This window comes from Heyndrickxia sp. FW510-T9 (genome assembly GCF_058781025.1).
Genome location: NZ_JBYSWK010000007.1, coordinates 81,829 through 95,512 on the forward strand (window position 1 = coordinate 81,829; position 13,684 = coordinate 95,512).

Here is a 13,684-nt window from a genome sequence, read left to right on the forward strand (position 1 = left end):
AAATGGAAGATCGCTTGAAAGATTTTATCCACTTTATGGTAGTCGAAAAAGGATTATCGCAAAATACGGTAATTTCGTATGAAAGAGACTTAAAAAATTATCTATTATACATTCAAAAAGTGGAGCAGGTTAAGTCGTTAAATGACATGACAAGAGTACAAATTGTTCATTTTCTGCATCATTTAAAGCAGCAAGGAAAATCATCTAAAACACTTGCTAGACATGTTGCATCAATAAGATCTTTTCATCAGTTTTTACTACGTGAAAAAGCTACGGATCATGATCCTTCTGTGCATATTGAATCCCCGCAAATTGAAAAGACACTTCCAAAGGTTTTAAACTTAGCGGAAGTAGAAGCATTGCTAGAATCCCCTGATGAGGAATCTCCATTAGGTATTCGTGACCGGGCAATGTTAGAGTTGCTTTATGCGACAGGCATCCGCGTCAGTGAATTAATTCAGCTTAATTTGGATGATCTCCATTTGACAATGGGCTTCATTCGTTGTATTGGAAAAGGGAATAAAGAAAGAATCATTCCAATAGGAAAAACGGCTAGTAATGTAATAGAGAACTATATTAAGGATGGACGTCCAAAACTTCAGTCCAAACAATTATCAACTGAAGCCTTATTTTTAAATCATCATGGTAAGCGGTTAACAAGGCAAGGATTTTGGAAAATACTAAAAGGGCTTGCCATGAAAGCAAATATAGAAAAAGAACTTACTCCACATACTTTAAGACATTCCTTTGCAACACATCTACTAGAAAATGGTGCTGATTTACGTGCTGTCCAAGAAATGTTAGGACATGCGGATATTTCAACTACTCAAATATATACACATGTAACGAAAATACGATTAAAAGATGTTTATTCCAAACATCATCCGCGCGCATAATATTCTTATTGACTATAATAATAACTAACAGATTTACATAGTAATATTTTCACACCGCTAATCAATAGCGGTTTTTTCTTGTCTAATCCGATTCAAATTTAGTAAAATAAAAAAGAAGTCAGACCTCTTACAAGTATTTCGATTCGATTATCGATGAAAGTAGTGGGAATGATAGTTATGATTAAATGGGCTGTTTTCGTACAAATTGTTACTTTTCGTAATTTGTTTTAAATTCTAAAATAAATTTAGTTTTGGGGCATCTTTTCTTTAAAAATTCATTAGTTCCAAGCTGATCAAGGAAATGTATGAGGTTTTTGATTAGAAAACAAACACAGTTTACGAAAAGAGCCTTTAATTAAAGTACTTAATTTTGAAAAATGGAGGTTTTGCAAGTGGGTGATTTTACATATAAAAGAATTCATTTAATTGTGATGGATTCAGTTGGAATTGGGGAAGCACCTGATGCCGAGAAATTTAATGACAAGGGTTCAGATACTTTTGGGCATATTGCTGAAAAAATGAATGGACTTCATATGCCGAATATGGAGAAATTGGGGCTTTCTAATATTAGGAAAATAAAAGGTATCAAGAAAGTAGAAAAGCCTTTAGCGTATTTTACTAAGATGCAAGAAGCTTCAAATGGAAAAGACACGATGACTGGACACTGGGAAATTATGGGGTTGAATATTAACACTCCATTTCAAGTTTTTCCTGATGGGTTTCCTAAAGAATTAATCCAAGATTTAGAGGAGAAGTCTGGAAGAAAGGTAATCGGTAATAAACCAGCAAGTGGAACAGAAATATTAGATGAACTTGGCAAAGAACATATGGATACAGGAGCTATTATTGTTTATACTTCTGCAGATTCTGTATTACAAATAGCGGCTCATGAAAAAATTGTTCCCCTTGAAGAGCTTTATAAAATTTGCGAAATAGCAAGGGAATTAACTCTTGATGAGAAATATATGGTGGGACGTGTCATCGCTCGTCCATTTATTGGTGAACCGGGGAATTTCACACGCACACCGAATCGCCATGATTATGCATTAAAGCCGTTTGATCGTACGGTTATGAATGAATTAAAGGATAATAATTTAGATGTAATCGCTATCGGGAAAATATCCGATATTTATGATGGTGAAGGAGTAACAGAAGCAATTCGAACTACTTCTAATATGGATGGTATGGACAAATTCATTCAAACATTTGATAAGGAGTTTACAGGTCTTAGCTTTATTAATCTTGTTGATTTTGATGCTTTATATGGTCATCGCCGTGATCCAATCGGATATGGTAAAGCATTAGAAGAATACGATGCTAGACTCCCTGAAGTATTTGGAAAAATGACAAGTGATGATTTATTGATTATTACTGCTGATCACGGAAATGACCCAATTCATCATGGTACAGACCATACGCGTGAATATGTACCATTACTGATGTATTCAAAGCGTTTTAACGGTGGTCAAGAATTGCCTATAAGAAATACATTTGCAGATATCGGCGCAACTGTAGCAGATAATTTCCATGTTGCAATGCCAAAGTTCGGAACAAGCTTTTTGAATGAATTAAAGAAGTAGGGGGAAGAGTAGTGGATTTTAGTCAAATTGAAAATGCTGCACAATTTTTACAGAATAAATACACAGGAAAGCCTCGAGTAGGACTAATTTTAGGATCAGGATTAGGTGTTTTGGCGGATGAAATAAAAAATCCGATTAAAATACCTTATAATGAAATACCAGATTTTCCAGTATCGACTGTAGCTGGACATGCTGGTCAACTTGTGTTCGGTACTTTAGAAGATAAAGAAGTAGTCGCAATGCAAGGACGCTTTCATTACTATGAAGGTTATACTTTAGACCATGTTACCTTTCCGGTAAGGGTGATGAAACAATTAGGAGTTGAAGTCCTTATTGTAACCAATGCTGCGGGAGGGATAAACGAAAACTTCCATCCAGGTGATTTGATGATAATATCCGATCACATAAACAATATGGGGTATAATCCGTTAATTGGTCCGAATGATGGAAGATTAGGACAACGCTTTCCAGATGTGTCGGAAGCATATAATAAAGACCTTCGCAAGCTGGCTAAAGAAATTGCTAATGATCTCGAGATTTCCATTCAGGAAGGTGTGTATGTCGGCAATACAGGTCCATCATATGAAACACCTGCTGAAGTAAGAATGCTTCGTATATTAGGTGGAGATGCAGTTGGAATGTCAACAGTGCCGGAAGTGATTGTAGCACGACATTCAGGGCTCGAGGTACTTGGTATTTCTTGTATTTCTAATATGGCTGCAGGAATATTAGATCAGCCATTAACACATGATGAAGTAATCGAAACAACAGATAACGTCAGATCCAACTTCTTAACATATGTGAAAGAAATAATAAAAAATATAAAATTAGGTGAAGAATCATGAGAATGGTCGATTTAATTGAGAAGAAACGTGATGGAAAAGAACTATCAACGGAAGAAATTCAATTTATTATTAACGGATACACAAATAATACAATTCCAGATTATCAAATAAGTGCCTTAACAATGGCAATATTTTTCCAAGGAATGAATGAACGGGAACGTGCAGATTTAACAATGGCAATGGTTCATTCAGGAGATACCATTGATCTCTCTGGTATTCGAGGTATTAAAGTTGATAAGCACTCAACTGGTGGTGTTGGAGATACTACAACACTTGTACTAGGACCGCTTGTAGCAGCACTTGATGTTCCTGTGGCAAAAATGAGTGGACGTGGTTTAGGGCATACTGGAGGAACAATCGACAAGTTAGAATCGGTAGCAGGATTTCATGTTGAAATTGAAAATGAAGAGTTCATCAAACTAGTGAATGAAAACAAGATTGCTGTTATTGGACAAAGTGGAAATCTAACTCCGGCGGATAAAAAGCTTTATGCCCTTCGAGATGTAACAGCTACAGTCGACAGTATTCCGTTAATTGCCAGTTCAATTATGAGTAAAAAAATAGCAGCGGGCGCAGATGCCATTTGCTTAGATGTTAAAACCGGTGCTGGTGCTTTTATGAAGACATTGGATGACGCAAGGGAACTTGCTACGGCGATGGTGAACATAGGTAATAATGTCGGCCGGAAAACGATGGCTATTATATCTGATATGAGTCAGCCGCTTGGATTTGCTATTGGTAATGCTTTAGAGGTAAAAGAAGCAATTGATACACTTCAAGGAAATGGACCAGAGGACCTAACAGAATTATGTCTTACGCTAGGAAGTCACATGGTATATCTAGCTGGTCAAGCATCCTCCACCGAAGAAGCAAGGGAAAAACTAAAAGAAGTTATGGAAAATGGAAAAGCCCTTGAAACGTTTAAATTGTTTTTACAATCTCAGGGTGGTGACTCATCTGTTGTAGATGATCCTGCGAAACTTCCGCAAGCTAAATTTCAAATGGATCTTCCATCTCTTGAAGATGGCTATGTTTCAGAAATTGAGGCAGATGAAATTGGAACTGCGGCGATGATGCTCGGAGCAGGAAGAGCAACGAAGGAATCAGAAATAGATCTTGCAGTAGGTCTTGTCTTGGAGAAAAAAATCGGGGATCAAGTGAAAAAAGGTGAATCACTTGTAACCATTTATTCCAATCAAGAAGACATAGAAGAAGTTAAAGAAAAGCTGTATCAAAATATAAAAATTTCAACACAAAAAGTATCACCTCCTAAATTAATTCAAGAAGAAATAACCATTAAATAAGGCTCGTTAATATATAATGATGAAAAGCAACGATTATTGCGAAAATAACGTCAAATAAAAACACGAAAACTGTTGAGAGGATTCTCAACAGTTTTTCTTTTTCAATAAAGGAATTAACGGAATAATAAATACTTGAAATGGGAAAAATGGTGCTATGTATTATGAAAATTCCATCAGAGCTAAGCTGAAGGATAGTAAACAATGTGGACTTAGCAATTTTTAAAACAACTAATAGGAATTTATTGGAGGGGTCTTTATGAAAAAGTTATGTAGTTTCATCATTTGTTTTCTTTTCTTCATTTCTGTTATCGGGATGGGGAATAGTCATTCATTTGCAGCAGAAAGCAAAACAGAGTTAGCAAATGAAGCAAAATCTGCGATATTAATTGAACGAGATACGGGAAGCATTTTATACGAAAAAAACAGTCATGAGAAACTTGCACCGGCATCGATGACAAAGATAATGACGATGCTTCTTATTATGAAAGCAATCGATAATGGAACGCTTACTTGGGATGAAAAAGTTCGTACGAGTGAATATGCTGCATCAATGGGTGGCTCTCAAATTTTTCTTGAACCCGGGGAAGAGATGACAGTAAAGCAAATGTTAAAAGGTATTGCCATTGGATCTGCCAATGATGCAGCAGTGGCAATGGCAGAAAAAATTTCAGGTAGTGAAGAGTCATTTGTCGATATGATGAACAAAGAAGCTAATTTATTAGGACTTAAAGATACACATTTTCAAAATACTACTGGATTACCTGTCAAAGATCATTATAGTTCTGCATATGACATGGCCATAATGGCAAAAGAGTTGCTGAAATATGAGAGTATTACAAAATTTACCGGTACATACGAGGACTACTTACGCGAAAATACAGATAAGAAATTTTGGCTAGTGAATACTAATAAGCTTGTTCGTTTTTACCCAGGAGTAGATGGATTGAAAACAGGTTTTACTAACGAAGCTAAATTTTGTTTAACGGCAACAGCTAAGAAAAACAATATGAGAGTTATTGCTGTTGTATTTGGTGCCCCTTCTACGAAAGTAAGAAATGCTCAAGTGACAAAAATGCTTGATTTTGCTTTTTCTCAATATGCTACACATCCTTTATATAAAAAAGGACAGTCCTTAGGAAAAGTAAAAGTAAGTAAAGGCGATAAAAAATTTATTAATGCAGTAACAAGTGAACCAATTTCGGTATTAACCAAAAAAGGGGAGAAAGTGGATAATCTTCTTCAAGTAAAGACACTTAAAAAAGATTTAAAGGCACCAATTCATAAAGGAGATATTGTTGGAACTTTAACTGTAAAAAAATCTGAAAAAGTACTTGTAAAGTCTGATTTAATAGCAAAAGAGGATGTCAAAAATGCCGGATGGTGGAAATTATTTAAGCGGTCATTTGGATTATTTACGTCAAAATAAAGAGTCGAATATACGCAAATTTTAGCGACTTGCTTCTAGTTTTGTCACCAAGAAGGAAATCCGGACAAACATATCGAATTGACTCACTATAACAGATTAAGGAGGCTGTGTGAAAAGTGAGTCTTACGATTGATTTAGAAGTGAAACAAGATGTCTTGTGCATTAGGTTAAATGGCGAATTAGATCACCATACAGCAGAATCTCTTCGTAATGAGGTGACAAAAGCAATAGACAAATATGATATTTTGCATATTGTCTTAAATTTAGAGCATTTATCCTTTATGGATAGCTCTGGCTTAGGTGTTATCCTCGGAAGATATAAGCAAGTAAAACAAAAAAACGGCGAAATGGTTGTATGCGCAATCTCACCGGCAGTTAAGCGGTTATTTGAGATGTCGGGTTTGTTTAAAATTATTCGTTTAGATGAATCTGAACAATATGCACTGCAAAGATTGGGGGTTGCGTAGCAATGAAAAATGAAATGCAATTGCAGTTTCACGCATTAAGTCAAAATGAATCTTTTGCAAGGGTTACAGTTGCCGCTTTTATAGCACAATTGGATCCGACCTTAGATGAATTAACTGAAATCAAAACAGTTGTTTCTGAAGCAGTAACAAATGCTATTATTCATGGTTATGATGGAGATCCAGCTGGAATTGTCTACATTAATCTGGCTATTGAAGATGGATTGGTTGACTTAACAATTCGAGATGAAGGCATTGGAATTTTAGATATTGAGGAAGCACGCCAGCCCCTTTTTACAACCAAGCCTGAGTTAGAAAGATCTGGAATGGGCTTTACAATCATGGAAAATTTCATGGACAATATAGAAATTGAATCACAACCAGGACTAGGCACCATTGTTCGTTTAAAAAAGCATTTGGCTTTAAATAATGCCTTATGTAATTAAGGAGTCGTGCCAATGGATGTGGAGGTAAAGAAGGAGAATAAACAGACTTTTTTGAAGGATCAAGAAGTGAAAGAGTTGATCCAAAAAAGCCAGGAAGGAGACCAGGAAGCACGCAATCTGATTGTCGAAAAAAACATGCGGCTTGTATGGTCAGTTGTCCAACGCTTTTTAAACCGCGGCTACGAACCGGATGATTTATTTCAAATAGGATGTATTGGTCTATTAAAATCTGTAGATAAATTTGATTTATCCTATGATGTAAAGTTTTCAACATATGCAGTTCCTATGATTATCGGAGAAATTCAACGTTTTATTCGTGATGATGGTACAGTAAAGGTAAGTAGATCTTTAAAGGAAATCGGTAATCGGATTCGTAAAGCGAAGGATGAGTTGTCCAAATCAAATGGACGAATTCCTACCGTAAATGAAATTGCTCTATATTTAGATATCCCCGTTGAAGATATTATTATGGCCCAAGAAGCTGGACGTACACCTTCCTCTATTCATGAGACAGTGTATGAAAATGACGGGGATCCGATTACATTATTAGATCAAATCGCCGATCAAAATGATCAAAAATGGTTTGACAAAATAGCTTTAAAAGAAGCAATTAGAGGTTTGGATGATCGGGAGCGCCTGATTGTGTATTTACGTTACTATAAAGATCAAACGCAATCAGAGGTTGCCGAAAGACTAGGTATATCACAGGTCCAAGTATCAAGACTCGAAAAGAAAATATTAGAACAAATGAAAGACCGTATGGAACTTTAATTCCTGCGGTTTTTTTATGTTTCTTAATATCCATGAATGATAATTTTGCCATTTTCACATACTACAATATACAGAAATAAAAATGGCAGGGGATGAAAATAAAAATGGAAGATTCCATTTATATACGAATGCGAAATAGGGTGGAGGTAAACAAAAATAGTGAAATTACATTAAAAGACATAGCCCAAATTATTGCCCCAGATAAATATTTGGTGCAGCTTAAAGAGCTTTTTGTTCACCAAATAACAGAGGAAGATAAGAATACAGTAGTCATCGACGTCATGAAAATTGTTCAAGCAATAAAGAATAACTGGAGCGGGTTAGATATTCAATTGATTGGTCCTACTCAAACGATAGTGGAAGTGATTTACAAAAAAAGAACCGTATCTATCCCTTTTTTTATCTTCATTTGGTTATTGCTTTTCATTGGGTCAATGCTTGCTATTATGAATTTTCATGAGGATGTCAGTATGCAAGCAGTCCATCAAAAAATTTATAAAATGATTACGGGAAAAACTGTTCACAAACCATTGCTTTTACAAATTCCTTATTCTATTGGACTTGGCCTCGGAATGATTATTTTTTTTAATCACATTTTTAAAAAACGCTTTAATGAAGAGCCTAGTCCACTAGAGGTTGAGATTTTCAACTACCAGCAAGATCTAGATCAATATGTGATTGTAAATGAAAATAAAGAAGCAATAAAACATCTTGATGATCATTAATTCAATCATCCTCACATTGATTGGTTTTGCAGGAGGTTTATTAGTAGGTTGTGGTTTTGTGGCATTTTTAACGGTTTTAGGAATTGTTCCTCGGTTAACCCAATTAACAAAAACATATAACAAAGTATATTTATATGAATGGTCTATCGTTTTAGGGACTATTTTCGGAGATTGGGCAGGATTAAGGGGTTATATTTTTTTTCTCCCCCATTTTTTGTTAATTCCAATCGGTATATTTTGCGGAGCATTTGTTGGAATGCTGGCGGCCGCATTAACAGAAGTAATTAATGTTATTCCAATTTTGACGAAACGAATTGGGGTGGAAGGCCATCTAATTATAGCTTTGATGGCCATTGTTTTCGGAAAGGTTTTTGGGTCACTGTTTCACTGGATTTATTTCGTCGACCGTTAAAATTTCACCGCGAAAGGAATTTTTTTGAATGAATAGCAAACGTCAGGTGATATTAATTACAGATGGTGATGAATATGCGAAACAAGCAATTGAATTAGCTGCACAAAAAACTGGGGGAAGATGTATTTCGCAATCAGGTGGAAATCCCTCATTTCTTTCAGGTGAACAAATTGTCAAATTTATTAAAAGTGCAAAAAGCGACCCTGTGTTTGTTATGTTTGATGACAGTGGATACTTAGGAGAAGGCAGAGGGGAGCAAGCGCTATTATACGTTGCAGCACATAATGATATCGAGGTATTGGGCATTATTGCTGTTGCATCAAAAACGCATCAAAGGGAATGGGCAAAGGTAGATGTTTGTATTGACCGTTACGGGAATTTAACCCCGTATGGAGTAGACAAATTTGGAGAACCAGAACTTGAGCTACAAAGAGTTAATGGTGATACTGTTTACTGCCTTGACCAACTGGATGTCCCCATCATTGTGGGAATTGGAGATATCGGAAAAATGGGGAAAATAGACCATTATACAAATGGGGCACCAATCACAATGAAAGCTGTAGAATTAATTCTCGAAAGGAGTAGGTTTTATGACAGAAACAGATTTGACAAAGGAACCAATTCCTAAAAGCCTGGATGATTTGGAGGATTTTTACAAGAAGAGAGTTGGGTTAGGGACAAGTTTTGATCTAGGAGTAAGAAAGATTACTGTACTAAAAAAAGGTGTTCATTTTTATTATATAAATGGATTGGCTGACACTAGTTTTATTATTGAAATATTAGAGTACTTAGTGACTTTGAATGATACAGAACGTCTTTCTAGTAAAGTATATGATATAGTAAAAAATCGTATCGTACACCAGCAAGTACAAATCGTAAAGACTATTGATGAAATGGTTATTCAAGTTTTATCAGGTTTAATTGGCATCGTAGTGGAGGGCACAGGGGAAGCAATTATCGTAGATGTGAGAAGCTACCCTGGACGCCAACCACAAGAGCCAGATACAGAAAAAGTAGTTCGTGGCTCACGCGATGGCTATGTTGAAAATATTATTGTCAATACTGCATTAACAAGGCGACGGATACGTGATGAAAGGCTTCGTTTTGAAATTATGAGGATAGGAGAAAGATCTAAAACGGACGTCGCTATCGGATATATCGAAGGTGTGGCAAACCCTGACTTAGTGGAAACGATAAAAAAAGAATTAAAATCTATCGATGTAGATGGAATAACGATGGCAGACAAAACAGTAGAAGAATTTTTGTTAAAACAAAAATTTAATCCATACCCACTCGTACGATATACAGAAAGAGCTGATGTAGGGTCTATCCATCTCTTGGAGGGACATGTACTTATTTTTGTAGATACGTCACCTAGTGTCATCATTACGCCTGCAACATATTTCCATCATTCCCAACACGCAGAGGAATATAGAAATGCTCCAGCAATAGGTACTTTTATACGTTGGATTCGATATTTAGGTATTCTCTCTTCGATTTTTTTATTGCCACTATGGTTGCTATTTGTTGCAGAACCTTCATTACTCCCTCATAAACTAGAGTTTATTGGGCCGAATAAACATACGCATATTCCTATTATCATTCAAATTATTCTAGCAGATATGGGGATAGAATTTTTAAGACTTGCAGCCATTCATACACCAACTCCATTAGCGACAGCTATGGGACTTATTGCTGCAGTTTTAATTGGACAAATAGCTGTAGAAGTGGGATTATTTACTGCTGAAGTAATTTTATATGTGTCTGTTGCGGCAATCGGCACATTCGCAACTCCAAGTTATGAACTTAGTGTGGCAAATAAAATGGCAAGGATCTTTCTTTTAATAGCAGTAACATTTTTTAAAGTTCCGGGCTTTATGATTGGAAGCACTATATTTATTTTATTTTTAGCACAAATTCGGACATTTAATGCCCCATATTTATGGCCAGTAATTCCTTTTAATCCACAAGCATTTTCACAAATATTATTTAGAAAAGCTGTTCCGGGTTCTGCAGTAAGGCCAAGCATAGTGCAGCCTAGAGACCGCTTTAGGCAACCGCCAAATTCTTAAAAAGCCTTTGCAAAAAACGCTTTAATGTGATAAATTATTCTTATTTACAAAGGATATTATTGGACAGTTTGTCTCTGGACGGGCTGTCTATTTTCTTATAAATGTTAGGTTAGAAAGTAATGGAGTATTGCTAAGGGAAGAGGGAATTTTATGTATTTTCATGGAACATCAAATGTAAATCAAAAGGGTCATCTTGAAATTGGAGGTGTCGATACGGTTGAATTAGTGGAAAAATACGGTACCCCTTTATATGTATATGATGTAGAATTGATTAGAAATAGGGCAAGAGGATTTAAAAATACGTTTGAAAATTTGGGTATAAATGCACAGGTGGCATATGCCAGTAAAGCATTTTCATCAATAGCATTGTTAAATTTAGTAAACGAAGAAGGTTTATCGCTTGATGTTGTTTCTGGCGGAGAATTGTATACGGCAATTGCAGCTAACTTCCCAACGGAAAGAATTCATTTTCATGGTAATAACAAAAGTAAAGAAGAATTAGAAATGGCATTACACTACAAATTAGGTTGTATTGTAGTCGATAATTTTTATGAATTAGAATTACTGGAGCAACTGTGTAATGAGAGAAATCAGAACATTTCAGTACTACTAAGAGTTACTCCTGGTATCGAGGCACATACTCATGACTATATCCTAACTGGACAAGAGGATTCTAAATTTGGCTTTGATTTACAAAATGGTCAAGCGGATATTGCATTAGAAAAAGCGTTAGCCTCTAAATATATAGAAGTATTAGGAATTCATTGCCATATCGGCTCGCAAATTTTTGAAACAACCGGATTTGTGTTAGCAGCAAAAAAAATAATCCAAAAATTAGCAAGCTGGAATAAACGCTTTTCCTTTTTTCCTAAAGTATTAAATTTAGGTGGAGGATTTGGTATTCGATATACTAACGATGATGCGCCTTTATCACCATCTGTTTATGTCAGTGAAATAATTAATGAGGTTCGTGAACAAACTCGTAATCTCGGCTTAAAGATGCCGGAAATATGGATAGAACCTGGAAGATCATTAGTGGGAGAAGCAGGAACAACTTTGTATCGAGTCGGTTCCAGCAAAGAAGTCCCTAATGTTAGAAAATATATTGCTGTTGACGGTGGAATGAGTGATAATATCCGCCCAGCACTTTATGAAGCAAAATATGAAGCGGTCCTTGCGAATCGTCCAAATGACAAAGTGGAGGAAACAGTTTCTATTGCAGGAAAATGCTGTGAATCGGGAGATATGCTTATATGGGATCTACCACTCCCAAAAGTGGATTGCTCTGATATACTAGCTGTTTTTTGTACAGGTGCATACGGTTATTCGATGGCAAATAACTATAATCGTATTCCTAGACCACCGGTTGTATTTGTGGAGTCAGGGGAAGATCAGCTTGTAATAAAAAAGGAAACATATGAAGATATCATTCGTTTAGATATACCTTTAAAAGAACGATCTATATTAGAAACTCTTAAAAAAGTATAATTTTTCATTGCACCCCGAACTGGTAAACTGTATATTTGACAAGTGGATGATAATAAACTATTTTGAATAATAGTTGTTATAATGTTGTTAGGAGTGTAATATTTTGAAGAAAAATAACATATTGTTATTCATTATCATAGGTGCAATTGCAATAGGTTGGGGATTTTATTATTGGTTTTTTATTGCTGGTAAATAATTTGCAGGCTTGACATTTAATAAATTTCTAGTATGATAGGTATCGTTTATTCTACATCAGAATATAGACAGGTTTACATTAGCGTATACATGTTCATAATGGTAAAAAGTAAAAGAATGGAATAATGGATAATCGAGGGATATTTTATGTTAATTAGGTATAAGAAGGCCTTTGAGAAAATTGCAATGGGACTCTTATCATTTATGCCAAATGAAAAAGACTTAAAAAAACTGCAACAAACCATGAAGCAATATGAAACAGATGATAGCTGGCAGCTTTTTTTGTGGAAAGAGGATGATGTAATAGGACTAGTAGGTGTAGTCTTAATGGAGGATGTTGCCCAAATTCAACATATTTCAGTAAATCCATCCCATCGCCATGAAGGGGTAGGAAAAAATATGCTGAAAGCTCTCAAACATATATATGAAAATAAAAATTTAATACCTAACGAACAAACGGAAAGCTTTTTTGAAAAATGCGATGTTAATGAAGAGGGCTCTGATGAATAATCAGAGCCTTTCCTAATCGCATTACTTTTGAATATTTATCCTCTTATTTAACGACCTATCAAATTCATTATTCAGTTGGTCTCTATGTTGATGGCGATGGACGATAAAATCATTATGCAGAACAGCATCACTACACCATTGAAATCCCGCAGAAAAACATTCCTTTCTACAGATGTTTAATAACTGCTGATTAGTAATAGGCAAATTTATATTTTGATATGATTTACCATTTAAATATGTTGTTTGTAAATCATTCAGTATGATAAAAAGTTTTTTACCATCTATTCCAAGCTTTTTTAGTTCCGCTTTTCTTAGTTTAAGAATATCAACGGACTTTACTAATAATTTTTTGGCCCCTATCTCATTTCCACGTCTATAATGATATTGTGCAACAGCCAATTGAATAAAACCAACCCAAATAGATTGCCGATTACCTGGATCCTCTTGCTTCCAATAATCCTCTAATATTTCATGGCATTCAAAATAATCACGATCACCATGAAAATGAATTAAATATTGTATATATGCGTTTGGAAATCTCAAAAAAAGA

Annotated in this window: 15 protein-coding genes; 14 read left to right on the forward strand and 1 reads right to left on the reverse strand. The window is 35.3% G+C overall.

Annotation, left to right across the window (positions count from 1 at the left end):
* The first annotated feature begins 2 nt into the window (after positions 1–2).
* The 14 genes from xerD (at position 3) to AC3WJF_RS05815 (ending at position 13,134) form a co-directional block, all read left to right on the forward strand.
* On the forward strand, positions 3–896 hold the full coding sequence (xerD, locus tag AC3WJF_RS05750) for a site-specific tyrosine recombinase XerD (RefSeq protein ID WP_492450178.1): 894 nt from the start codon (positions 3–5) through the stop codon (positions 894–896).
* A 392-nt stretch (positions 897–1,288) separates the two neighbouring features.
* Positions 1,289–2,476, forward strand: a complete 1,188-nt coding sequence (deoB, locus tag AC3WJF_RS05755) for a phosphopentomutase (protein ID WP_492450180.1) — start codon at positions 1,289–1,291, stop codon at positions 2,474–2,476.
* Between the two features lie 11 nt (positions 2,477–2,487).
* Positions 2,488–3,321 carry a purine-nucleoside phosphorylase gene (locus AC3WJF_RS05760; RefSeq protein ID WP_492450182.1) on the forward strand — a complete coding sequence of 278 codons (834 nt, stop codon included), beginning with the start codon at positions 2,488–2,490 and terminating at the stop codon, positions 3,319–3,321.
* Positions 3,318–4,625: a pyrimidine-nucleoside phosphorylase gene (locus AC3WJF_RS05765; RefSeq protein ID WP_492450184.1), complete on the forward strand. Its 1,308-nt coding sequence runs from the start codon at positions 3,318–3,320 to the stop codon at positions 4,623–4,625. Before AC3WJF_RS05760 ends, AC3WJF_RS05765 begins: the two co-directional genes overlap by 4 nt.
* A 256-nt stretch (positions 4,626–4,881) precedes the next feature.
* Complete coding sequence (locus tag AC3WJF_RS05770) at positions 4,882–6,051, forward strand: D-alanyl-D-alanine carboxypeptidase family protein (RefSeq protein WP_492450186.1); 1,170 nt, start codon at positions 4,882–4,884, stop codon at positions 6,049–6,051.
* A gap of 116 nt (positions 6,052–6,167) precedes the next feature.
* Complete coding sequence (gene spoIIAA, locus AC3WJF_RS05775) at positions 6,168–6,518, forward strand: anti-sigma F factor antagonist (protein ID WP_492450188.1); 351 nt, start codon at positions 6,168–6,170, stop codon at positions 6,516–6,518.
* A 2-nt stretch (positions 6,519–6,520) separates the two neighbouring features.
* Complete coding sequence (spoIIAB, locus tag AC3WJF_RS05780) at positions 6,521–6,961, forward strand: anti-sigma F factor (RefSeq protein ID WP_492450190.1); 441 nt, start codon at positions 6,521–6,523, stop codon at positions 6,959–6,961.
* A gap of 12 nt (positions 6,962–6,973) precedes the next feature.
* On the forward strand, positions 6,974–7,732 hold the full coding sequence (gene sigF, locus AC3WJF_RS05785; RefSeq protein ID WP_492450192.1) for an RNA polymerase sporulation sigma factor SigF: 759 nt from the start codon (positions 6,974–6,976) through the stop codon (positions 7,730–7,732).
* A gap of 104 nt (positions 7,733–7,836) precedes the next feature.
* Positions 7,837–8,457, forward strand: coding sequence for a stage V sporulation protein AA (locus tag AC3WJF_RS05790; protein ID WP_492450194.1), 621 nt, complete (start codon positions 7,837–7,839; stop codon positions 8,455–8,457).
* Positions 8,447–8,869: a stage V sporulation protein AB gene (locus AC3WJF_RS05795; RefSeq protein WP_492450308.1), complete on the forward strand. Its 423-nt coding sequence runs from the start codon at positions 8,447–8,449 to the stop codon at positions 8,867–8,869. Before AC3WJF_RS05790 ends, AC3WJF_RS05795 begins: the two co-directional genes overlap by 11 nt.
* 28 nt (positions 8,870–8,897) lie before the next feature.
* Positions 8,898–9,497 (forward strand): stage V sporulation protein SpoVABEA, encoded by a 600-nt coding sequence (gene spoVAEA, locus AC3WJF_RS05800; RefSeq protein ID WP_492450196.1) that lies wholly within the window; start codon positions 8,898–8,900, stop codon positions 9,495–9,497.
* The gene (locus tag AC3WJF_RS05805; protein WP_492450198.1) at positions 9,460–10,941 is read left to right on the forward strand and encodes a spore germination protein; all 1,482 of its coding nucleotides are present in this window, start codon (positions 9,460–9,462) and stop codon (positions 10,939–10,941) included. Before spoVAEA ends, AC3WJF_RS05805 begins: the two co-directional genes overlap by 38 nt.
* A gap of 150 nt (positions 10,942–11,091) precedes the next feature.
* Positions 11,092–12,429, forward strand: coding sequence for a diaminopimelate decarboxylase (lysA, locus tag AC3WJF_RS05810; RefSeq protein ID WP_492450200.1), 1,338 nt, complete (start codon positions 11,092–11,094; stop codon positions 12,427–12,429).
* Between the two features lie 342 nt (positions 12,430–12,771).
* Entirely contained in the window at positions 12,772–13,134 is a 363-nt protein-coding gene (locus AC3WJF_RS05815) for a GNAT family N-acetyltransferase (RefSeq protein ID WP_492450202.1), read from the forward strand.
* Between the two features lie 21 nt (positions 13,135–13,155).
* Here the strand turns inward: AC3WJF_RS05815 and AC3WJF_RS05820 are convergent, their stop codons facing one another.
* Positions 13,156–13,677, reverse strand: coding sequence for a DUF309 domain-containing protein (locus AC3WJF_RS05820; RefSeq protein WP_492450204.1), 522 nt, complete (start codon positions 13,675–13,677; stop codon positions 13,156–13,158).
* Between the last annotated feature and the right edge of the window lie 7 nt (positions 13,678–13,684).

What these genes read in the sequence shown, in the direction of transcription:
- xerD (WP_492450178.1), top strand. Translation starts at nt 3, where the DNA reads ATGGAAGATCGCTTGAAAGATTTTATCCACTTTATGGTAGTCGAAAAA.
- AC3WJF_RS05765 (WP_492450184.1), top strand. Translation starts at nt 3,318, where the DNA reads ATGAGAATGGTCGATTTAATTGAGAAGAAACGTGATGGAAAAGAACTA.
- AC3WJF_RS05770 (WP_492450186.1), top strand. Translation starts at nt 4,882, where the DNA reads ATGAAAAAGTTATGTAGTTTCATCATTTGTTTTCTTTTCTTCATTTCT.
- spoIIAB (WP_492450190.1), top strand. Translation starts at nt 6,521, where the DNA reads ATGAAAAATGAAATGCAATTGCAGTTTCACGCATTAAGTCAAAATGAA.
- sigF (WP_492450192.1), top strand. Translation starts at nt 6,974, where the DNA reads ATGGATGTGGAGGTAAAGAAGGAGAATAAACAGACTTTTTTGAAGGAT.
- AC3WJF_RS05790 (WP_492450194.1), top strand. Translation starts at nt 7,837, where the DNA reads ATGGAAGATTCCATTTATATACGAATGCGAAATAGGGTGGAGGTAAAC.
- AC3WJF_RS05795 (WP_492450308.1), top strand. Translation starts at nt 8,447, where the DNA reads ATGATCATTAATTCAATCATCCTCACATTGATTGGTTTTGCAGGAGGT.
- spoVAEA (WP_492450196.1), top strand. Translation starts at nt 8,898, where the DNA reads ATGAATAGCAAACGTCAGGTGATATTAATTACAGATGGTGATGAATAT.
- AC3WJF_RS05805 (WP_492450198.1), top strand. Translation starts at nt 9,460, where the DNA reads ATGACAGAAACAGATTTGACAAAGGAACCAATTCCTAAAAGCCTGGAT.
- lysA (WP_492450200.1), top strand. Translation starts at nt 11,092, where the DNA reads ATGTATTTTCATGGAACATCAAATGTAAATCAAAAGGGTCATCTTGAA.
- AC3WJF_RS05815 (WP_492450202.1), top strand. Translation starts at nt 12,772, where the DNA reads ATGTTAATTAGGTATAAGAAGGCCTTTGAGAAAATTGCAATGGGACTC.